This is a genomic window from Shewanella sp. SP2S2-6, from assembly GCF_031931965.1.
Classification (GTDB): Bacteria; Pseudomonadota; Gammaproteobacteria; order Enterobacterales; family Shewanellaceae; genus Shewanella; species Shewanella baltica.
In genome coordinates this window covers 13,823-35,951 of sequence record NZ_JAUOEQ010000016.1, presented here as the reverse complement: position 1 = coordinate 35,951, position 22,129 = coordinate 13,823, and the positions used below count along the sequence as shown (strand labels likewise).

21 protein-coding genes are annotated in these 22,129 nt (G+C 48.6%); 12 read left to right on the top strand and 9 right to left on the bottom strand.

What is annotated here, in order from left to right; translation table 11 throughout:
- Positions 1-121: 121 nt before the first annotated feature.
- On the top strand, positions 122-751 hold the full coding sequence (locus Q4Q57_RS12505; RefSeq protein ID WP_011845657.1) for a flavin reductase family protein: 630 nt from the start codon (positions 122-124) through the stop codon (positions 749-751).
- A 222-nt stretch (positions 752-973) separates the two neighbouring features.
- Entirely contained in the window at positions 974-1,855 is an 882-nt protein-coding gene (locus tag Q4Q57_RS12500) for a LysR family transcriptional regulator (protein ID WP_006084283.1), read from the top strand.
- 19 nt (positions 1,856-1,874) lie between these two features.
- Here the strand turns inward: Q4Q57_RS12500 and Q4Q57_RS12495 are convergent, their stop codons facing one another.
- A complete protein-coding gene (locus Q4Q57_RS12495) occupies positions 1,875-3,566 on the bottom strand; it encodes an amidohydrolase (RefSeq protein ID WP_311891001.1) in 1,692 nt (563 codons plus the stop codon).
- A gap of 1,011 nt (positions 3,567-4,577) precedes the next feature.
- On the opposite strand from Q4Q57_RS12495, the gene Q4Q57_RS12490 reads away from it, so the two are divergent.
- The gene (locus Q4Q57_RS12490) at positions 4,578-5,027 is read left to right on the top strand and encodes a hypothetical protein (protein WP_237709418.1); all 450 of its coding nucleotides are present in this window, start codon (positions 4,578-4,580) and stop codon (positions 5,025-5,027) included.
- A gap of 160 nt (positions 5,028-5,187) precedes the next feature.
- Here the strand turns inward: Q4Q57_RS12490 and fre are convergent, their stop codons facing one another.
- On the bottom strand, positions 5,188-5,898 hold the full coding sequence (gene fre, locus Q4Q57_RS12485) for an NAD(P)H-flavin reductase (protein ID WP_220591230.1): 711 nt from the start codon (positions 5,896-5,898) through the stop codon (positions 5,188-5,190).
- Positions 5,899-6,012: 114 nt separating this feature from the next.
- Complete coding sequence (ubiD, locus tag Q4Q57_RS12480) at positions 6,013-7,494, bottom strand: 4-hydroxy-3-polyprenylbenzoate decarboxylase (protein ID WP_220593079.1); 1,482 nt, start codon at positions 7,492-7,494, stop codon at positions 6,013-6,015.
- A 159-nt stretch (positions 7,495-7,653) separates the two neighbouring features.
- Between ubiD and Q4Q57_RS12475 the strand changes: the two genes are divergently transcribed.
- Together Q4Q57_RS12475 and Q4Q57_RS12470 are read left to right on the top strand one after the other, a co-directional pair.
- Positions 7,654-8,463 carry a hypothetical protein gene (locus tag Q4Q57_RS12475; RefSeq protein ID WP_311891000.1) on the top strand — a complete coding sequence of 270 codons (810 nt, stop codon included), beginning with the start codon at positions 7,654-7,656 and terminating at the stop codon, positions 8,461-8,463.
- Positions 8,464-8,561: 98 nt separating this feature from the next.
- Positions 8,562-9,797, top strand: coding sequence for an MFS transporter (locus Q4Q57_RS12470; RefSeq protein WP_311890999.1), 1,236 nt, complete (start codon positions 8,562-8,564; stop codon positions 9,795-9,797).
- An 88-nt stretch (positions 9,798-9,885) separates the two neighbouring features.
- On the opposite strand, the gene Q4Q57_RS12465 is transcribed toward Q4Q57_RS12470, so the two are convergent.
- The 4 genes from Q4Q57_RS12465 to arfB all read right to left on the bottom strand — a co-directional run bounded on the left by Q4Q57_RS12465 (position 9,886) and on the right by arfB (position 12,211).
- Positions 9,886-10,563, bottom strand: a complete 678-nt coding sequence (locus Q4Q57_RS12465; RefSeq protein WP_311891036.1) for an SDR family NAD(P)-dependent oxidoreductase — start codon at positions 10,561-10,563, stop codon at positions 9,886-9,888.
- Between the two features lie 81 nt (positions 10,564-10,644).
- Positions 10,645-11,094, bottom strand: a complete 450-nt coding sequence (gene accB, locus Q4Q57_RS12460; RefSeq protein ID WP_311890998.1) for an acetyl-CoA carboxylase biotin carboxyl carrier protein — start codon at positions 11,092-11,094, stop codon at positions 10,645-10,647.
- A 35-nt stretch (positions 11,095-11,129) separates the two neighbouring features.
- Entirely contained in the window at positions 11,130-11,570 is a 441-nt protein-coding gene (gene aroQ / locus Q4Q57_RS12455) for a type II 3-dehydroquinate dehydratase (protein ID WP_063883660.1), read from the bottom strand.
- Between the two features lie 209 nt (positions 11,571-11,779).
- Positions 11,780-12,211, bottom strand: a complete 432-nt coding sequence (gene arfB / locus Q4Q57_RS12450; RefSeq protein WP_220591225.1) for an alternative ribosome rescue aminoacyl-tRNA hydrolase ArfB — start codon at positions 12,209-12,211, stop codon at positions 11,780-11,782.
- Positions 12,212-12,347: 136 nt separating this feature from the next.
- On the opposite strand from arfB, the gene Q4Q57_RS12445 reads away from it, so the two are divergent.
- The 7 genes from Q4Q57_RS12445 (at position 12,348) to Q4Q57_RS12415 (ending at position 20,465) form a co-directional block, all read left to right on the top strand.
- A complete protein-coding gene (locus tag Q4Q57_RS12445; RefSeq protein ID WP_011845671.1) occupies positions 12,348-12,713 on the top strand; it encodes an STAS/SEC14 domain-containing protein in 366 nt (121 codons plus the stop codon).
- 36 nt (positions 12,714-12,749) lie between these two features.
- Positions 12,750-12,959 (top strand): DUF3012 domain-containing protein, encoded by a 210-nt coding sequence (locus Q4Q57_RS12440; protein ID WP_311890997.1) that lies wholly within the window; start codon positions 12,750-12,752, stop codon positions 12,957-12,959.
- A gap of 181 nt (positions 12,960-13,140) precedes the next feature.
- Complete coding sequence (locus Q4Q57_RS12435; protein WP_311891035.1) at positions 13,141-13,593, top strand: hypothetical protein; 453 nt, start codon at positions 13,141-13,143, stop codon at positions 13,591-13,593.
- A 371-nt stretch (positions 13,594-13,964) separates the two neighbouring features.
- Positions 13,965-15,437, top strand: coding sequence for a TolC family protein (locus Q4Q57_RS12430; protein ID WP_311890996.1), 1,473 nt, complete (start codon positions 13,965-13,967; stop codon positions 15,435-15,437).
- Between the two features lie 10 nt (positions 15,438-15,447).
- Entirely contained in the window at positions 15,448-16,719 is a 1,272-nt protein-coding gene (locus tag Q4Q57_RS12425; protein WP_311890995.1) for an efflux RND transporter periplasmic adaptor subunit, read from the top strand.
- 29 nt (positions 16,720-16,748) lie between these two features.
- Complete coding sequence (locus Q4Q57_RS12420) at positions 16,749-19,970, top strand: CusA/CzcA family heavy metal efflux RND transporter (protein WP_311890994.1); 3,222 nt, start codon at positions 16,749-16,751, stop codon at positions 19,968-19,970.
- Positions 19,971-20,141: 171 nt separating this feature from the next.
- Positions 20,142-20,465, top strand: a complete 324-nt coding sequence (locus tag Q4Q57_RS12415) for an antibiotic biosynthesis monooxygenase family protein (RefSeq protein WP_025008611.1) — start codon at positions 20,142-20,144, stop codon at positions 20,463-20,465.
- A gap of 76 nt (positions 20,466-20,541) precedes the next feature.
- Here the strand turns inward: Q4Q57_RS12415 and mscL are convergent, their stop codons facing one another.
- Positions 20,542-20,952 (bottom strand): large-conductance mechanosensitive channel protein MscL, encoded by a 411-nt coding sequence (mscL, locus tag Q4Q57_RS12410; RefSeq protein WP_105250328.1) that lies wholly within the window; start codon positions 20,950-20,952, stop codon positions 20,542-20,544.
- A 217-nt stretch (positions 20,953-21,169) separates the two neighbouring features.
- Positions 21,170-22,114 (bottom strand): LysR family transcriptional regulator, encoded by a 945-nt coding sequence (locus Q4Q57_RS12405; protein ID WP_006084264.1) that lies wholly within the window; start codon positions 22,112-22,114, stop codon positions 21,170-21,172.
- Positions 22,115-22,129: the final 15 nt, after the last annotated feature.

Genomic DNA, 22,129 nt, shown 5'->3' with positions numbered 1-22,129 from the left:
TGGCGACATCCAAGGAACTTAGGTAAGATAGCGACCATAAAAGTGTGCCAGTGATGGCTGTGTTAATCGCTCAAGTCACGGTTGTGGCAATAACAATGTGGCAATAACAAAAGGATCAAGTATGACCGCTGATAACCGCTATTTTTACGAACCGAGCAAAGGCCATGGTCTTGCACACGATCCTTTAAATGCAATTGTGGGTCCTCGACCGATCGGCTGGATTTCATCACGGAATGCCGAGGGGCAACGCAATCTCGCCCCTTACAGCTTTTTCAATTGTTTCAACTACAAACCGCCCATCATCGGCTTTGCCAGCACAGGTTGGAAAGACAGTGTCGCCAATATTGTCGAAACAGGGGAGTTTGTGTGGAACCTCACCACCCGCGGCTTAGCCGAGCAGATGAATCAAACCTCCGCCATGCTGCCACGCGGTCAAGATGAGTTTAGCTTTGCCGGACTCACGGCTAAAGCCGGCACCATTGTTAAGGCAGACTTAGTGGCTGAAAGCCCAGTGAATTTTGAATGTAAGTTGTCCCAATGTATCCAGTTAACTGCCGCCAATGGCGACAAGATTGATACTTGGTTAGTGTTAGGAGAAGTGGTGGCCGTGCATATTGCCAAGCATTTACTCAATGCCGAGGGGATTTATCAAACCGCACTTGCCGAGCCCGTATTACGTGCCGGCGGCCCATCGGCTTACTATGGGATCTCCGAAGATCTGCGTTTTGATCTACATAGACCACAAGTGTAAGCGGCTGCTCATTCGCCGCAGGGCTTTGGGTGTTCAAACTTCGTTTGAGTTTTGGGCATTATTTTAGCTTTTAACTTTTTAAATCAAAATCTAAATCTAAGTCGTGGGGCTTCACATCTGATTTTTAACAAAGTGTCTTGCATAGGTAAGTTAACATTGTGATTCCGTCTGACGGGTATTAAAGTCAAGTGCACAACGCGCTTATAAAATAGTAGAGCACATTTGAATATTCAACGAGTTAAAGCATTTGTATTGACGACTCAACTAGGCTCAGTTTCAGCCGCCGCTCGCGCTCTGGGCAAACGTCAGCCGCAAGTGAGTCAGTGGATTGCCGATCTAGAAGTCGACATCGGTGTGGATTTATTTGAGCGTAGTGCAAATCAAGTGGCACTCACTGCGGGAGGTGAGCATTTACTACCTAAGGCTATTTTAGCCTTGGCCCAATGGGAACAATTTACTCAATCGGCGACCCATTATGCTGAGCTTGGTAAAGGTCGGTTAGTGTTGGGGGTTGAAAATTATATTCCTTTAGAAGTCTTACGTTCGACGATTCAGCGCTATTTAATGCAGTTTCCAACGCTGGATTTTGTCTTAAAAGTGGATACTTTCGATGCTTTACACAGCGCTTTTTTATCCAATGATATCGACCTTTTACTGTTACATGAAACGGTTGAATTACATCAATCTCAATCGGGTTACTGCCGCCTTGGCGAATATCAAGAGGTAATGTTGATATCTGGACAGCATGCATTAGCTTCACAGCAGGTAATCGACCCCGCACAATTAGCGCCCTATCGTGAATATATTTGGGCAGGAGGGCAGACTGAAAGTGATGATCTCGAAGTCGGATTTAGTGGCCATTATTGCCAAATCCCCGATCTTGCTTTGTTAAAGTCCTTACTTGCCGAAGGGGATGGATATAGTTTTTTGCCGTTATCTTTAGCGCAGACAGAAATCGACAGTGGAAGATTAAAAGTTGTCCAATTGAGTAGTGAATTTGCGCCTATGAAGCGGCGGCTCGAAATGCGCTGGCATCATGGGTTTGAGGCCAGCACCTTAGGGTCTTCTTTGCTGACGTTAATAAAAGAGCAACTCAGCAAATAATTAGATTGATACGGGATTGCTATTGATCATTGAGATCGAACACTAGCTCCCCCTCTAACCACGTCATTAAAATTTGAGTGTCAGCAATTTGTTTTGCTGTAGCTTGGGTAATGTCTCGCTCTAATACAACAAAATCGGCAGATTTCCCTAGCACGATAGAACCAGTAATATCACTTATGCCCAAGGCGTTAGCGGGATTTATTGTATAGGCTGCAATAGCACTGTGAATATCGGTGATGCCTGCATTTTGCAGATAGACTGCGTTAGCAATACCAACGAGTGGATTGATATCATTCACATTCCAGTCACTACTTAAAGTTACATTCGCGCCAGTCTTGAAAATAGGGTTAATAGGTAATAAAGCATGAGCTCGTTGCTTACCGATAAAAGGGATCGCCCACTCATGATCTTGCGCAGCAATGTAATCGCTACCCAATTGGAAATCGGCATCGACTTTTAGTGAGGCAAAGCGTTTGATATCTTGGGGAGATACCATTTCTAAATGCGTCATGGCATAAGGGCGAGTAGCTCCCTGAGATCGTAAAGTTTCAATAGCATCTAAGGTGTTGCGTACCCCTGCATCACCTATGGCATGAATATGTGCCCCGTATCCAATTTTGTTGAGTTCAGTAAGCCACCACGTCATTTTACTGGCAGGAACATACTCGAGTCCCCTAGGAAGTTCGGGGGTGTAGCTCCAATCATAGGGGGCTAATGTACTGGCAGTACCGTTTATGATGATGCCATCACTGTAGATTTTGACCTGATTGATGAGCAGCAGACGTTGTTTATCATCAGAATGGATTTTTTTAAAGAAATCAAGCTGTGTTTGGGGTTCATCGGCAGGATAAATCCAAGGGCGTAGACTGACTCTGGCGGTTAATTCATCATGACTTTCGATGGCTAGCCATGTTTCTAACCAGTCACGTTTCCAATAGAGTCGTCCATCACCGATAGTCGTTATCCCGTGCTCGGCAGCAGCTGCCAGACCATTTAATAAACCTTGATAATTGGCTTGTTGTAGATTGGGTTGTGATTTCCATGCTTGTTCCATCACAAGATCGCCAGCATTATCGAATAAAATACCGAGAAGTTTACCGCTCTCTTCATCTTTGAGGATCTTGCCGCCTTGCGGATCGGCTGTATGAGCGCTTATCTTAGCTTTGGCTAATGCGAGGGAGTTGACCCACATAGAATGGGATGTTTGCTCCATAATAACGACAGGATTATCGGGGAAGATTTTGTCTAATATTGCCAAAGGAGTGGGGCCATTCTCTTGCATTACTACACTGAGTTGATGGCCATAGCCGAGTAACCACTCTCCCGTTTCCAACTGATTTTTACAGGCGGTTAATGTGCGGATATAGCCGTTGAGATTAGCGTCATCATCCAGTAAACAGTCGCTACCTATTTCACTCGCGGCTTCAAACACATGATTATGGTTATCAATAAAACCAGGTAATAAGTAATGACCTTTTAAATCGATGACTTTGGTTTGATTGCTCACGTGATCCATGGCGTTAATGCTATTCCCAATGTAGACAATTTTGCCATCCTTAATGGCTAAACTAGTCGCTTGATCATGGCCATAGACGTGGGTATTGGTGAGTAAAGTATCTGCAAGTTCGTCGTTTGCACAGGCAGATAGGGTGAATAATCCCGTTAAGGCTAAGCATTTAACGAGTTTGTGTGGCGTCTTAGTCTGTTTCATTTGTACTTGAATCCCATATTGCGTCAGCTATTGACTCATTATGGGATAATTTCTCAATAGTGAAAGTTAGTGACTATCAAGAAAACGAGATACCCATGGGAAAGACTGATAAGCCATATTTTTGTTGGTACATTGTGACTGGTTACTATGGTTTTTTGCGAAAAAGAAAGAGCGGACAGGCATACATTTTATGCTAAAGGTTACGCCAATTTCCCTGCGAAAGTAAAAAGATAGGACAGGCAAAACTCTTTTTGGATAAACAGCCGACACCGAGATTACAGTAGTTCACCTCCCACTGCGAAGTTGCTGAAGGGCGTTGAAGAAAATAGCGTGACGCAGACAGGACGTCTGCGTAGCTTTCGGGGGGAAGGGACGCCCCATCGGAAGCGTTAGCTATTTTCGAGTAAGCACGAAGCCAGTCACTAATGCATGTAACTTCGCTAGGGGCGTCTTGGAGAATCCAAGGAGGATAGGACGAGCAGTCCTCCTTGGTCGGGTGTGGGTTGAAGACCCACGACTTTGATTTAAAATAACAAACGAAGTTTGGATATGTAGATTTTCTTGGCCGTAAGGCCGTATTCAAAGTGAAATACGGCGAAAACTGGGATTTATTATTTGCAGCCCAACTGGAAAACGTTAGCCAGCCAAGCTAACAAATAATCGTGTTATTTGATCAATGCGATCGCATCACCGTAATGTGCCGTCCATTACACCAATCACTCTCGAGATATAGTGAAATCATCTCAATCATTATGATTTATTGGTTGCGTATTTGTTAAGTTATTGACTAATGACATTCTCATTGATAATTTACCCTACTTAAAAAATCATTGGTAATAATAGGTTACCTAAGTAGTACTTTGTGATGAGCTTAACTCGCTTAATACAATGTGCGGTATGGATAGACAATAACTTAATGGATTAAACGCAATGAAAAAAATTATCTTATGTACCCTTGTTTTAAGTCTTGCTGCTTGTAAGAGTACAGATGTAAGAAACATCGCCGATTCTGTGTCTGATATCGCAGGCATCGCTAGCACAGGTACTTCAGGCGGCACTTCCGGTAGTAGCTCCATCCCCACTTACGAACATCAGACTCAGCAATACTCGAATAGCTCCGAACCATTTTATATTACTGAGAATACTAAGATGTCTCCGGAACGCGGTGCGATCCGCTCTATTACTCAGGAGAAAAATCCTAAGGGTATGACTATGGTCAGGGTGTTGGCATACCATCAAGACAGTGGCGCGGCGATGGAAAGTACTAATTACCTTTATGCGTTAGACGGTAATGGTTGGTTAAGTGATAAGCCAATGACGATGCACCGCCCAGAAACCATGATTATCAATAGCGGTGTCTATTATCTGAAGGCTCAGAGTGACACTGGAAAATTCTACACCTCAGGCATGATAACCTTGGCTAGAGGCGTCACCAATGTGGTGTCGATTGAGCTTCAATAGGTAATTTTATCCTAAAAGGATAATGATTGACGTCATCACGAAGATGCCGTAAGTGTCATTTTCTTATTGAAAGTAAAAATAAAACCCCGGTAAAAACTGGGGTTTATTATTTAAGCCTTAGCTGGCAAAGGTTAGCCAGCTAAGCTAACCAATTATCGCGTTATTTGATAAACGCGAACGCATCACCGTAGAGATGCGCTTCCTCTACACCAATCTCACGGAAGATTTCCCGTGCTGCACCCACCATGTCGAAACGGCCAGCGATGTAGATGTCGTAGCCATTTAAGCTGACAAAATCTTGTTTGATTTGCGCTAGCAGATTGGCAGTTTTACCTTGCCAATTGGCTGGGGCTTCTTCGATCACTGGGACGAAGTTCAACCAAGGGTGGGCATCGTGCCATTGGCGGGCTATGGCTTCAAAATACATGGCATCTTGGGTGCGACAACCCCAATACAGGGTGGTTTTAACCTGTTGGCCAATGGCGATTTGGTGCTCGACGATACTTTTAATGTAAGAGAAACCTGTGCCGCCGGCGATTAAGAGGCGAGGGCGTTGGCTTTCGTGGCGCAGGTGGGCTTCGCCGCCTGGGGCTTCGATATCGATAGTGCTGCCATCAAGGGCGCAGGCTTTCAGACGCTCGACCACTTGCATTGGGTAGCTTTCACTTACAGCGGCGCCAATGTGTAATTCGATCAGCTCGGCGTTTGGCGCTGATGCGATAGAGAAGGGACGTTTATCTTTTTCACCCATGACAACACATAAGTATTGCCCCGCTTGGAAATCGAAGGCGGTTTCTGGCCTTAACAATACTTGATATACGGCATCGTTAAATGGGTTAACTTTCTCTATCTTACAACGTATGGTTTTCATCAAACTTCCTTTGCACCTTTCTTCAACAGTATGTGTCTAGGTGTCGCTTTAGCGGCCTGTTATTGGCCTATTCTCTTGGCTTAAGCCGATACTTGAGTAATGGCTTAAGCTGAATTATAGGGTTGGGCTGTCGTCTATGCCTAACTCATCCCAGATTGAGTCGATCTTTTGTTTTACTTTTGGGTCCATCACGATTGGCGTGCCCCATTCGCGGTTGGTTTCGCCTTCCCACTTATTGGTGGCATCGAGTCCCATTTTTGAGCCTAAGCCCGCGACGGGTGAAGCAAAATCGAGGTAGTCGATCGGGGTGTTTTCGATCATCACGGTATCGCGTTTTGGGTCCATGCGGGTGGTGATCGCCCAGATCACATCCTGCCAGTCACGGCAGTTCACATCTTCATCGACGATGACAATAAACTTAGTGTACATAAATTGGCGTAGGAAAGACCAAGCGCCCATCATCACCCGTTTGGCGTGTCCCGGATATTGTTTGCGAATAGAGATCACTGCCATGCGGTACGAACAACCCTCTGGCGGCAGATAAAAATCAACGATCTCAGGATATTGCTTACGCAAAATCGGCACAAACACTTCGTTTAATGCCACTCCAAGCATGGCGGGCTCATCCGGTGGACGGCCAGTGTAAGTGCTGTGGTAGATGGCATCTTTACGGTGAGTGATGTGGGTAACGGTAAATACTGGAAACTTATCGGTTTCGTTGTAGTAACCCGTGTGATCGCCGTAGGGGCCTTCTTCCGCCAGTTCCTCAGGATCGATATAACCTTCGAGGATGATTTCACTGGTGGCGGGCACTTCTAAGTCGCAGCTTAATGCCTTGCAGACTTCGGTACGTTCACCGCGCAGTAAACCGGCAAAAGCGTATTCGCTCATGGAATCGGGGACTGGGGTGACGGCACCTAAAATGGTCACAGGATCGGCGCCGAGTGCGACGACAACCGGATAACGCTCACCGGGGAATTGTTGTTTAAAATCAGCAAAATCTAACGCGCCGCCACGGTGGGATAACCAGCGCATGATCAGCTTGTTTTTACCCAGTAACTGTTGGCGATAAATGCCTAAATTCTGACGACTCTTGCGCGGGCCTTTGGTGATGGTTAAGCCCCATGTCACCAGTGGTGCGACATCGCCCGGCCAGCAATGCTGAATAGGTAATTGGGTCAAATCGACTTCATCGCCAGTTTTGACAACTTGTTGGCAAGGGGGATTGCGCACTGTTTTTGGCGGCATATTCAAGGCTTGCTTGAACATAGGGATCTTAGCGATCGCGTCTTTAAAGCCCCGTGGTGGTTCGGGTTCTTTTAAAAAGGCTAACAGTTCGCCCACTTCGCGCAACGCTAAGGGATCGTCTTTACCGAGCGCCATGGCCACACGTTTTGGCGTACCGAACAGGTTTACCAACACGGGCATGTGATGATCTTTGGGATTTTCAAATAATAGCGCAGGGCCCTTAGCGCGTAATACGCGATCGGCGATCTCTGTCATTTCTAAATGAGGATCAACTGGGTAGCTAATGCGTTTGAGTTCGCCATTGGCTTCCAGATGATCAATAAAGCTGCGTAAATCCTTAAAACTCATGTGGAAATAGCCTCTGCAATGAAAATCCGTGTGGCGCGCACTATAGCATTTTTCTGTTTTAGGGTTAACCAATTCAGTGATCTTCAAGCTTAGGAAGCGTAAAATGGATGCCAGTAAGTCACGATTGATCTCGCTTACGCCCTTTATTTCGAGGTTTATATGAATATCCCAGTAACATTTACTCAAGGAAAGTGTTTTCAAAGTCAATCACATGGCGTGCATAAGCGGCCGCTAAAGTGCTTGGTTTTGTCGCTGGCTGTGGGGATATCGCTCTTGGGCGCGCTCAGTGTGTCGACTGCGGCGGTTGCCGGAAATCGGGACCATTCGGAGCAAGGCGAGCGCCAAGGTCCTCGTGATAGCCACAGTCGTGGAGAAAGTCATTACAACAATCGTCATGACAACCATTACGACAACCGCCATGTACGCAACGATAATCGCCATTATCGTCCCTATTACCGACCTTATTACCCTTGGGGTTTAGGACTGGGTTTAGGGCTTGCAACAGGTTGGGGTTCTGGCTGGAATGTCGGTTATGGTGTGAACAGCCAGTGGAACAATGATTGGGGCTGGAATACTTCGCGTGACGCTTACGCTCGAAATTACTGGAACTCGCCCTATTCGGGCATAGGCCTGTCGATTCCTATGCGCTACGACGATGAACCTGTGGCGATTTCTACGCCTGTACGGGTCACAACCAGTATGCAATATTCTGCGAGTGAAGGCCGTATGGTGTCGAGTATGCCTGTAAATATGGCCGGACAATCGACTGGGCAACTGGTGTCGCAAACTAGTAACGTCACAGGCAAAACAGTTGCGACTCCGCGTCCACGGGCAGCGCACAGTGTGTCTAGCTTGCCGAGTAATGCCAGAATTGTGCAGCAGGATGGCCGTACACTTTACGAGTGGCAAGGCACGCTTTATGCCTTCGACTGGAACAGTCAAACTTATCAAGAACAGTTAGTCAGATAGATTTACATTAGGTAAATGACTGAGAAATTGGAGCCCCTTAGTGGGCTCCAATTTATTTATTAGCTAGTTGTCGTTTTATAGCATAGCGGAGAAAAAGTTTGAAAACCGTTCAACATCAGGTTCAAAATCCATCTGTCCAAAATCAGCATAAGGGCGCCAGTACACTATGGGTGTTGCTCGCCTTAGCGCTTGGCACATTTGCCTTAGGTACCACAGAATTTGCTTCCATGACTCTAGTGCCCTATATCGCCAGCGATTTAGGCGTAGAGGTTGCTCACGTGAGTTATGCCATTAGTGCCTATGCGCTGGGGGTTGTGGTCGGCTCCCCCATTATCATGGTGCTAGCGGTTAGGGTCAGGCGGCGAACACTCTTGATTGCTTTAGCTGCCTTAATGGCGGTGGCCAATGGCTTAAGTGCGTTAGCGCCATCATTGAATTGGCTAATCTTTTTCCGTTTTCTCAGCGGCTTGCCCCACGGTGCCTATTTTGGTGTGGCTATGTTGCTCGCCGCCTCTTTAGTGCCGCCAGAAATGAAGGCCCGCGCCGTATCGCGGGTGATTATTGGCCTTACGCTGGCGACGATTATCGGTGTGCCGTTTGCGACTTGGATGGGACAAACTGTGGGCTGGCGCTCAGGCATTGGCATAGTGGCAATTTTGGCGACTATTACCGCTGTGATGGTGTATTTTTTAGCGCCTGATCAAGCCGTGGCCGCTGATGCGAGTCCAAGGAAAGAGCTACAAACCCTGAAGAATCGTGAAGTCTGGTTGACGCTTGGCATTGCGGCGATTGGCTTTGGCGGTATCTTCTGCGTGTATACCTATCTGGCCGAAACCTTAATCCAAGTGACGCAAGTCGAACCGTTTAAGATCCCTATCATGATGGCGGTGTTTGGTATTGGCGCAACATTGGGCACGCTAGTGTGTGGCTGGGCGGCGGATAAGTCGGCCTTAGCGGCAGCGTTTTGGTCGTTAGTGTTAAGCACTGTGGTATTAGCGATTTACCCGAGTTTGACCGGATATTATTGGGCGCTGATGCCCGTGGTATTCTTTGTCGGTTGTGGGTTAGGGCTCGCCACTATTGTGCAAGCAAGATTGATGGATGTGGCGCCCGATGGGCAGGCCATGACAGGTGCGTTAGTGCAATGTGCCTTTAATCTCGCCAATGCAATTGGCCCTTGGGTGGGCAGTTTAGTGATCCTGTCTGGACAAGGAATTGCCGCGACAGGTTATGCGGCGTCTTTGTTGTCATTAGGAGGACTTGTGATGTGGTGGCTGACCCACAGGGAGAGTCGCCGCGCGGTAAGCTTAAACACAGCCAACTGCGCTGACTAGCAAGCGGATCACTCAGGTTCGAGGTGCTGCTATCCTGCGTCTCGAACCTGTTTTGTGCGCAATCTGCCAACCTCAGTTTCGGCTAGGGCTAGGCTCTTTGTATGGTGATATCGGCGATATAACCATGCTCTGTGGCAACTAAGGCTTGTTTGAGCATGCCTGCCGCTTCATCGGCGGACATAAAACTTGAGGTATCTAATGCTTTACCGCTACTTGGCCAAAAGCCTGTGTCCATGCCGCCGGGATACACGGCAATCAACTTCATTGGGCTTTGTTTAAGCTCTAATCGCACCGACTCGATAAATCCCCGCACCGCCCATTTTGCCGCGCAGTAAGTGGATTCTCCCGCCTTGGCGGCAAGCGCTGCGGTGGACATGACCACAACCACAGTGACCGTTTGATCTTTATAGCGTTTGACTAATTCCCGCACCAACAAAATCGTCGAGGTGACATTGTTATTGAGCAGGCTGTGGATATCGCTCGCCCCTTGGGTTTCAATCGCCCCAAAGTAGCCGCTGCCCGCACAGTGGATCACGGTTTTAGGGGCTTGCGTCAGGCCATCGAACAGGGCTTCGAGACTCGATTCACTGGCGAGATCGGCGGTGATCGCGGCGATCGTTTTGTTGGAGAAGGGCGTTAATGCATTGGCGACGGTTTGCAGACGCTCGGCATGGCGACCTGTGAGTGTCAGTGCTTCATTCTCTTTGGCGTAGAGCGATGCGAGTGCCGCGCCTAAACCACTGCTGGCGCCGGTAATTAATATCATAGTGACCTCGGTTAATGCTGTCTTGGCTTGAAAACCGCATCTTAAACTCAAGTGCGCTTCAATTCATGGGAAGGCGAGCGGTTAGATTAAGGTAAATAGCGGTTGATCGAATGCCACTTCATCGCCGTCTTTGGCCCAAATAGCGCTGACCACGCCATCGCGCTCGGCTTGGATGGGATTCATCATTCTCATCGCTTCGATAATGCAGACAACTTCACCTTGGCTCACCTTTTGGCCGACTTTAACTAGCGGCACCTCATCGAGTTCTGCCGCCGCGTAAAAAGTGCCGACCATAGGCGAGACTTGCACAAAACCTTCCACACTTGGCGAATCGGCGGTTTGCTTTGCCTGTGTATTTAAAGGTGCCACGCGTGCTGTGGTTGGCGTTTGCGATGACTGCACATTGGCTGACATAGGGCTATAGCGAGTGATGCGAATCGACTCTTCACCTTCGGTGATCGCCAGTTCTGCTATGTCAGACTCTTGCACTAACTCAATGAGTTTTTTGATTTTACGAAGATCCATTGCCATTTATCTGCCCTTGCGAAGCACGCTATTGAATGGGATTACTGTGGCTGGTTTAGCCGCTTAATGGCTGCCGCCAGTGCAAACTCATACCCCTGTGAACCGAAACCGCAAATCACGCCTATCGCCTTATCGGAAAAATAGGAATGGTGACGGAAGGCTTCACGGGCGTGCACATTGGATAAATGCACTTCAAAGAACGGAATTGCCACGCCAAGCAAGGCATCACGCAGGGCAACGCTAGTATGGGTAAAGGCGGCGGGGTTGATAATGATCATCTTGGCATCAGTCGCATGAATCGCGTTGATTAGCTCAAATTCGGCATTGGACTGAATATGCTCAAGCTCAACTCCCGCCAATTTTGCCTGCTGGTTTAACTCCGCCACTATGTCGGCCAAGGTTTGATGACCGTAAACGCTGGGCTCGCGGCGACCTAAGAGGTTGAGATTGGGGCCATTGACGAGCAAAATTTTGTGACTCATTGCGCTTTCCTTTACGACATGCCTTGGAATTAAAGCTGGGAGGCATTTGTTAGTTTTGTAGATAGGTCACTAACTTAACCTGTTCAAATTGATTTTGCATTATCCGTTAGTCGATTGTGTGCGAGCTGAACATCTGCGAGCCGACTATTACCATTGAAATCCAGCGCCATTGTCGGCCAGTTTCAACTGCGGCCTAATGCTGATTAACGCTAATAATCAGTCTTTTGCTGACGCATGGCTTTAGTGGCGCCTTTTTGTTTCTTGGACTCTAATCGCCGCGTTTGGCTGCCTTTGGTGGCGCGGGTAGGAATGCGTTTTTTCTGCACTTCACCGACACTGGCGACTAAGGCGATAAATTGCTCCAACGCCGTTTGGCGGTTGGCATCTTGGCTGCGACTCGCTTGGCATTTGATGATGATTTTACCGCTTTTAGTGATGCGGTGATCGGCCTTATTGAGCAAGCGTTCTTGGTAATATTCGGGTAATGATGAGCTTTTAATATCGAAAATTAGCTGCGCAGCGGTGGACACTTTATTTAAGTGCTGACCGCCTGCGCCACTCGAACGGATAAATTGCCACTCGATTTCATTTTCCTGAAGTTCCACACGGTTTGAGATTTTTATCATGGCAAACTTAGGCATTTTTCAGCATGGATTGAGAAGCCATCAATAATCACTTATGGCTTTTCAATAGATTTGTTATCATCGGGCGCATTCTTTGCCACAGCATTGGCCAAGGCCATTGCTTGCAAAAGTGTTCTCGATTCGGAGTGCCTCTATGTTATGCCAAATCCCCGATATTGCTAAGGGTGTTATCAGTCTTTTTGCCAGTGGCCGACTATCCTCCACCGATTATCGGACCCGTTTACAGCCGGCGATTAAGAGTTATCGTAAGGATTGGGGCCAAGTTTGCCTGTATATTGAGGCAGACGTGTTACTCGAGGGCTGGGAATTTGAGTCACTCACCGGCAGTGGTGAAGTCCAATTACCTAATTTTGAAGCCTTAGTATTTGTGGGCGGCCCAGATTGGGTGGGAAATGCGGTGCGCTTACTTGGTCCTTTTATGCAGGGTGAAGTGGCATGGTTTCCCCTAGAGCAGAAAACCAAAGCGATTGCTTGGATCACTAAGCGTTCGAATATCTAATGGTCTAATGTAGACCGTATTTACAAGGAATGAAGTATGTCTTTATTTAAATCGCGCGCTTTTTCTAAGCAAAATGTTTCAAAAATCAGTGCCATTGTGTTGGTGCTAGCGTTTACCGCTGGATTGAGTGCCTGCGCGCCAGAAGTCGGTAGTGATGCTTGGTGTAAGCAGATGAAAGAGAAGCCATCTGGCGATTGGACTGCCAATGAAGCCGCTGATTATGCTAAGCACTGCGTATTTAAATAAGTGTTGCGTGTTTAAATAAGCACTGAGTATTTAAGTCAGCGTTAGCCTTTAGAGATCACAGCTTGAAAGACTTTGCTTGCGAGCTGTGAACTTATGTTTATCATACGGGTCAGATGTTCCGTTATCCGTTATTTGCTATAGGTGATATTTGAATTCTACCGCTAAGCCATTTTTTACTCGAATGGTGACCTTACTGATAGCCATTATCGTGCTGCAATTTGCTGGCGCGAATTTAGGTGCGCATCAGTTACATGCGGGCAATGGCGCGGAAGAAGCCGACAATCATCCCCATCTGCAATTTAGCGCCCAAGTGACCACTTTGACCCAGTGTGTCGATTGCGTTTGTCCAAGCGAGCAAGCCCTAGGCTTTGCTGATATTGATGCCAGTAGTGATGTGTTAAGCAATAACTTGGGCGAAAATCATGCCAGCGAATTGCATTCCCACTTAGTGAAAACCACAGAATTACAGGATTTTGACCTGTGCCTCGATTGCCAATGTCATGGCGGTCATGTGGCGCTGTTATCTCCTGGGCTAAGCCAACCTGTGCAAGCCTTAGAAAGCGTTTTCCTCGCAGCTAATTTAGCCTATTTCCCGCCTGATAATTTACCTAAGTATCGTCCTCCAATAGCTTAATCCCCCACTATCCAGCTTATTCCTCGGTCTAAGGATCTTGATTCATCTTCTTGGATCTCAATCTATTTCGCCGCGCGATAAGCCATTTATATTCATCTCCCAAATGCGATTTAACTGATGCTCAGCAGCGTGAGTTGTTGTGCCAGCCATCGGTCTTTTAGCCGTGCGATGCGTTGGTTATGCATAGCTTAAGTTACGCATAGTTTTAGATATGTATTGCTTGGCGGGATGATTCGATCGGCGCTTATTTGCCATGCCCAGAACGATAGGATTGCTTTGCATTGAGCTATTTCAAATGAAGCTCAAATCTAGCTCTCTCACATTGGGCGCAAAAGTCAGCCGATCCACATTCGATATTGTTAGGATTTGCGATGAACAAAACGACTCTCGCCCGTACCTTGGCTTGCCTGTTTCGATCGGGCTTGTTGAGCTGCGGATTAGTATTGGCCGCCGGATTGTTAGCCTTTGCCCTCGCGGCAGAAAATGACACTCTTGAAGTCTTTCTTGAAACCAATCCCTTGGAAACCAAAGCCATTGAAACCCAAGCCCCTGATGCCGAGGTGTTTAAGGCTCAATCACTGGGTTTGCCCGCCAAAGAAACCGACGCGCCATATGCCGCCTTAGGCCAATGGTTGCCCGCGTTACTCACACAGTTCAATCAGTTACCTGAAGTGCAGGCGCAGCTTACACGACAGCAACAAGCAGAGCTTGCCATTCAGGCGGCGGATCGCGCCGTGTATAACCCTGAGCTTGGGCTTAACTATCAAAATGCCGACACAGATTCCTACAGTTTAGGTCTGAGTCAAACCCTCGATTGGGCTGATAAGCGCGGCGTGGCGACAAAACGTGCCGAGCTTGAAGCCCAAATCCTGTTAGCGGACATAGGTTTAGAGCGTAACCAAATGTTGGCCGAACGCTTACTAGCATTGGCAGAACAGGCGCAAAGCCGTAAGGCGCTGATCTTTGCCGAGCAGCAATTAAGGTTCACTAAGGCGCAGCTCAGTATTGCCAAGCAGCGGTTGGCGGCGGGGGATTTATCCAACGTTGAGCTGCAATTGATGCAACTCGAGTTAGCAACTAACACCGCCGATTACGCCTTAGCTGAGCAGGCGGCCTTAGTGGCCGACGGCAAAGTGATTGAGTTACTTGGAAATAATAATTTTGCCTTTAGCGAGTTTATTAAGGAGATCCATGTCTTCGTGACTCAGGCTAAGCAAGCGCCAGCAACCGAGTTGAGCCCCTTAACATCCACTTTGCCGGCTCTGGCGAGTGCCTATCAGCAAGTGCTGCTGGCACGAGTCAATGCCATGCAAGTCAAGGCCGATACGTCAGCAGACCCGACCATTAGTCTAGCCGCCGAAAAGGAGGGTACGGACAATAAACTTGGGGTTGGTGTGTCGATTCCCCTGCAAGTTCGCAATAACTACAGTGAGTTACAAGCTGTAGCCGATAAGGGTATTGCGATCGCCGAGCAAGGCTATCTTGCCCGTGAGCGAGTACTTACCACTAAGCAGAAACAATTCCTCTATGCGTTACCGCGTTTGCTTGAGCGTTACCAAGACTGGCGCGAGTTAGTGCAAGTGTCAGGTGCTAAAGCGGCTAAATCCTTAAGCCAACAATGGCAGGCGGGGGATGTGAGTACCAGCGAGTACTTACAGAGTCGTCGGCAGTTAGCCGCCAGTTATTTGGTGGGCTTAAACCTAGAAACGGCTATCTATCAGAGCTGGTTAACTTGGATGGGCGAAAGCGGCCAGCTTATGCCTTTTTTGGATGGTAGCGCTGAACAGATCAGCCAAGCACCTTCACACATGCCCAATGCCGCCGCGCGCACAGTAAACCCATGAGGTCACAATAATGAATTTAAATACTCACTACGAAAATGTTCTTCAACTGGATGCTGTAACAACGCCTGAAAAGCGTCGGTTTAACCTATCAAAAATCGCGCTCGCATTATTCGTGCTGAGCACGTGGGTATTTAGCGCTCAGCCTGTATTGGCTGGCGGTGATCACGCACCCGCGGCTAAGGAAAGCAGTGATTCGGTAACGCAAACGGCGCCGACGGATGAACACGGCGAACAGGCGCTGAAATTGACCGAAACGCAGCAAGCCTTGGCGGGGATTAGCTTATTACCTTTATCGAGCGATAGCTTGAATATCACCAATTTGAATTTGGATATCAGGGCGACGGCGACCTTAGTGGTGGATCGCGATCGCACCGCGACCCTTGCGCCGCAGCTCGATGTGCGCGTGTTGGCGCGCCACGTAGTGCCGGGACAAGAAGTCAAAAAAGGTGAGCCTTTACTGACCTTGGGCGGCGCAGCCGTTGCGCAGGCACAGGCGGACTACATCAATGCTGCTGCTGAATGGAGCCGAGTTAAGCGCATGAGTGAAGGTGCGGTTAGCGTTAGTCGGCGGATGCAGGCTCAGGTGGATGCCGAACTTAAACGGGCAATTTTAGAGGCGATTAAGATGACGCCCGCGCAAATTCGCGCTCTGGAATCGACGCCCGAAGCCATCGGCAGTTATCAACTTTTAGCGCCGATTGACGGACGAGTGCAGCAAGATATCGCCATGTTAGGCCAAGTATTTAGTGCGGGCACGCCGTTAATGCAGCTGACCGATGAGTCCTATCTGTGGGTTGAGGCGCAGTTAACGCCCACCCAAACCGCGCATATCACTGTCGGCAGTGCGGCCTTAGTGCAAGTGGGGGATAAAACACTGGCGGGCAAGATCATAGGTCGCTCCCATGAACTCGATAGCGTGACTCGCACCGAGCAAGTGCTGGTGAGTATGTACAATCCTGATCATGTGCTGCATGCGGGGCAATTTGCCGAACTCTACTTTGCCAATACTGTCGCCAACTCTGCTGATAAGGCAGGTGGAATCGTGCTGCCCGATGCGGCGCTGACCCGTGGCGGCGATGGCGACTGGCAGATTTTTATTCAAGATGAGGATGGCTTCGAGTCCATTGAGGTAGAAGTGGTGCAGCGTCAGCGCGGCTTGAGTCTAGTACGTGGACCTGAGCTTGAAAAAGCCCAACAGGCACAGCTCAAGGTCGTGGTGGCTGGCGCATTTTTCTTGGCGTCCGAGCAGGCGAAAGCGGGCTTTGATATTCACGCCCACTAATATGAGCGCCCTCATTTTGGAGATTTTCTATGTTGCAAAAGTTAATCGAAACCGCGATTAAAAATCGGCTGTTAGTGGTGTTGGCCTTGTTCGCCATGATAGTGGCAAGCGTGGTCATGCTGCCTAAATTGAATCTCGATGCCTTTCCCGATGTGACTAACGTGCAAGTGACCATCAATACTGCGGCCGAAGGGTTAGCCGCAGAAGAGGTGGAAAAACTCATCAGTTATCCGGTGGAATCGGCCATGTACGCTTTGCCAGCCGTGACGGAGGTGCGCTCGTTATCGCGCACTGGCTTGTCGATTGTGACTGTGGTATTTGCCGAAGGGACGGATATTTACTTCGCCCGTCAGCAAGTGTTTGAACAGTTGCAAGCGGCGCGGGAGATGATCCCAAGCGGCGTCGGTGTGCCGGAAATCGGCCCGAATACTTCGGGATTAGGACAGATTTATCAGTACATTCTGCGCGCCGAACCTAACTCAGGTATCGATGCCGCCGAGCTGCGCAGTTTGAATGATTATCTTGTGAAACTCATCATGATGCCCGTCGGCGGCGTGACGGAAGTCTTGTCCTTTGGTGGCGATGTGCGCCAATACCAGGTACAGGTCGACCCGAATAAACTGCGCGCCTATGGCTTGTCGATGGCGCAAGTTACCGAGGCATTAGAGAGCAATAACCGCAACGCTGGCGGTTGGTTTATGGACCAAGGCCAAGAGCAACTTGTGGTACGCGGCTACGGCATGTTGCCCGCAGGAGAACAAGGCTTAGCGGCGATCGCGCAAATCCCGCTTACGGAGGATAAAGGCACGCCCGTGCGGGTGGGCGATATCGCTCAGGTGGATTTTAGCAGTGAAATCCGTGTTGGCGCTGTGACTATGACGCGCCGCGATGAGGCTGGCAAAGTACAAAACCTCGGCGAAGTGGTGGCGGGGGTCGTGCTTAAACGCATGGGCGCCAACACCAAAGCGACTATCGATGATATTGGCGCGCGGGTGAGTCTTATCGAGCAGGCCTTGCCCGATGGCGTGTCTTTTGAAGTGTTTTACGATCAAGCCGAACTGGTCGATAAGGCCGTGACGACAGTGCGCGATGCGCTGTTAATGGCCTTTGTGTTTATCGTGGTGATCTTGGCGCTGTTCCTCGTCAATATCCGCGCGACCTTGCTGGTGCTCTTGTCTATTCCTGTGTCTATCGGGCTCGCGCTCATGGTGATGTCCTACTATGGATTGTCGGCAAACCTGATGTCGCTGGGTGGTTTAGCCGTGGCGATTGGTATGTTAGTCGATGGTTCTGTGGTGATGGTAGAGAACATTTTCAAACACTTAACCCAAGCTTCTAAGAGAAAGCCCGATCGTCGACATTTGCTGGAGGCGAGAACGCGCGCCGATGGTGAGGCAGACCCATATCATAGCGATGAGGACGGTGGTCAGCAGGCCAATATGGCTGTGCGCATCATGCTCGCGGCTAAAGAGGTGTGTAGTCCAATCTTCTTCGCGACGGCGATCATCATAGTGGTATTTGCACCCTTATTTGCCCTCGAAGGCGTTGAAGGCAAGCTGTTCCAGCCGATGGCGGTCAGTATCATTCTGGCAATGATATCAGCGCTGCTGGTGGCCTTGATTGCCGTGCCAGCCCTTGCTGTGTATCTGTTCAAGCGCGGTGTGGTACTCAAACAAAGCGTGGTCTTAGCGCCGCTGGATGCCGCTTATCGCAAGCTACTGACGGCAACACTTGCTAGGCCAAAGGTAGTGATGCTCAGTGCCTTATTGATGTTTGCTTTAAGTTTATTGTTACTGCCAAGGCTTGGCACTGAATTTGTGCCTGAGCTGGAGGAAGGCACGATTAACCTCAGGGTCACGCTGGCACCAACCGCGAGTTTGGGCACGTCTTTGGCGGTCGCGCCCAAACTTGAAGCTATCTTGCTGGCCTTTCCCGAGGTGGAATATGCCCTGAGCCGCATTGGTGCGCCTGAGCTTGGTGGCGATCCTGAGCCTGTGAGTAATATCGAGGTTTATATTGGGCTTAAGCCAATATCTGAATGGCAATCGGCAAGCTCGCGCTTAGAGCTGCAACGCCTGATGGAGGAAAAACTCAGTGTGTTCCCCGGACTCTTGCTGACTTTCTCGCAGCCGATTGCGACTCGGGTGGATGAATTGCTCTCTGGGGTAAAAGCTCAGTTAGCGATCAAAATCTTCGGTCCAGATTTAGCGGTATTGTCGGAGAAAGGCCAAGCGCTCACCGATCTTGTCGCGAAAATCCCCGGTGCCGTGGATGTGTCATTAGAGCAAGTGAGCGGCGAGGCGCAATTGGTTGTGCGGCCAAAACGCGAGTTATTGGCGCGCTACGGCATTAGTGTCGATCAAGTGATGAGCCTTGTCAGCCAAGGCATTGGCGGCGCGAGTGCAGGGCAAGTAATCGATGGCAATGCCAGATACGACATCAATGTGCGCCTCGCGGCCGAGTTTCGCCAAAGCCCTGATGCGATTAAAGACTTATTACTTAGTGGCACAAATGGCGCCACTGTGCGCTTAGGGGAAGTCGCCAGCGTTGAAGTGGAAATGGCGCCGCCGAATATTCGCCGTGACGATGTGCAGCGCCGAGTGGTAGTACAGGCCAACGTGGCGGGGCGTGATATGGGCTCTGTGGTGAAAGACATTTATGCTTTAGTGCCACAGGCGGATTTACCCGCGGAATATACAGTGATCATTGGCGGACAATATGAGAATCAGCAGCGAGCGCAGCAAAAGCTGATGCTAGTGGTGCCGATTTCTATCGCCTTGATTGCCTTGCTGTTGTACTTCTCCTTTGGTTCATTCAAGCAAGTGCTGCTTATCATGGCGAACGTGCCCTTAGCCTTGATTGGCGGCATAGTGGCCCTGTATGTCAGTGGTACTTATTTATCTGTGCCTAGCTCTATTGGCTTTATCACGCTATTTGGGGTGGCGGTGCTCAACGGCGTGGTGCTGGTGGATTCGATTAATCAGCGCAGGCAAAGCGGCGAAGCACTCTATGATTGTGTTTATGAGGGCACGGTTGGGCGTTTACGGCCGGTATTGATGACGGCACTGACCTCGGCCTTAGGCTTGATCCCGATTTTATTATCATCGGGGGTTGGCAGTGAGATCCAAAAGCCGCTGGCAGTGGTGATTATCGGTGGCTTGTTTAGCTCGACGGCGCTGACCTTGCTAGTGTTGCCGACCTTATATCGTTGGCTATATCGACGCGACAAGCACATCGATGAACTCGATTAACCTCAGATAAGCCGTTATCGTGGGCAATAACTTGTTATATTTCGGGTTATTGCCCACATTGTAGACAGAATTATCAGATTGACTAAAAGTCTAAAAATCAGCGAGCTATCGCGCCCTGGTTGGGCTAATCTTAAAGTCGACATTTAAGGACGTTAATTTCTGGAGAGCGTTATGATCGCTGTAATTTTTGAAGTCATCCCGACAAAGGAAGGGAAGGAAGAGTATCTGCACGTGGCGGCTGAAATGCGCCAATATTTAGAAGGCCGCAAGGGATTGATTTCGATCGAACGTTTTCAGAGCCTAACCGACGATGGCAAAGTACTGAGCCTGTCGTTCTGGGAGGACCAAGCTTCCATCACCCAATGGCGTAATCAGATGGCCCACAGTATTGCCGAGCAAACGGGTATAGTGCCTTGTTTGTTTAACTCTTATCGCATTCGGGTGGCAGAAGTAGTGCAAGATTACAGTGAAACTGTGCATGTTGAAGCTGAGTAATCACTTATCTCGCTGATGTAAAAACAAAACCCATCTTTAGAGATGGGTTTTTTATGCGTGACACTTAAGTTTGAGATTATTTTTCTTGTTGAGCTTTCAATAGATCGCGGATTTCAGACAGCAACTCTTCTTCTTTGGTCGGTGCTGGTGGCGCTTTAGGCGCATCTTCTTCCTTGCGTTTTAGGGTGTTAATGGCTTTTAAACCCATAAAAATGGCGAAGGCGATAATCGTAAAGTCGATAATAGTCTGAATGAATTTACCATAGGCAATGACCACAGAAGGCGCATCACCTTGAGCTGCCTGTAGCACTATGCTCAAATCACTAAAATTCACACCACCTAGGATGATACCAATCGGTGGCATGATGACATCGGCCACGAAGGACGAGACGATTTTGCCGAATGCGGCACCTATGATGATACCAACGGCCATGTCGATCACATTGCCACGGGACGCAAAAGCCTTGAACTCTTTAATTAAGCTCATTAGGTTTCCTCCAAAATTGAGATTAAATGTTAAATTTTATTATGCAAACTGTATCAGGAAAACCTAAGGTCTTTTGCTGCCTGTTACCTTGCCAAGCTTATAGAGGCTTAAGGATTAAGGCAATTATGACATAGCGGATTTATCCTTATGGCAGCGATTTAAGCTTTACAAAGTTATAGTTGTTACTGTTTTGATCGCTTTATTTGTTCGATTTTGTTTATTCGCCCTGATCGGCTTGGCCGATAAAATCGGGCACTTCCAATACTTGCGATCCCCAACGTTTAAATAATGCGGAATAGATGAACTCGATAAAGACGCGATATTTTCGGGGTAAGTAGGCCCGCTGTGGATAACTGAGCACGACCTTAGTTTGGACCATTGGATAGTCATCAAGCAGCGGGATTAAGTAGCCTTTTTCTAATGCTACTTGGGCAATGATGGAGGGCACCGCTGTGATCCCAAGCCCTGCAATGGCGGCCTCGCGGGCTAAAGTGACATTGTTTACTGTCAATTGAGTCATGGGCTCGGCGACAATCCAAGTTTTTCCATCGAATAACTTCCATGCTCCTTCAATATGCGCCGACTGTAAGCGGATCGCTTTATGTTTGGCTAAATCCTGTGGCACTTTTGGGGTGCCGTGCTCGGCCAAATAAGCAGGGCTTGCCATTAACGATTTATGGGCGTTGACTAAGGCATAGCTTTGCAAGCGAGTGTCGCCAGAATCTGCAATTTGAAATAACAGATCGATACCTTCTTCTATGACATCAACCTTACGATTGGTGAGTTCGGCCTCTATGGTGATATCGGGGTAAAGCGTTAAAAACTGCGCGAAAATAGGCCCTAAAAACAACTGGCCTAATTCAATCGGGCAGACAATTTTTAGATTGCCTTTGATCAATTGCTGTTGGGCGCTGAGCTGATTTTCGGCGCTCTGTAGATCGGTGAGGATCTTATTGATCCTGTTGTAATAACTCGATCCCGCCTCGGTGAGTTTTAGGGCTCTGGTGGTGCGAAATAACAGTTGTGTGCCAGTATCAGCTTCGAGTTCGGCTATCTTACGACTGACGGTTGCCTTAGTGATCCCAAGGGCTTTGGCGGCGCCCGTAAAGCTGCCTTGCTCGACCACTTGAGCGAAAATTTGCACGCGATTGAGATCCATCATTGTTACACCTGTGAA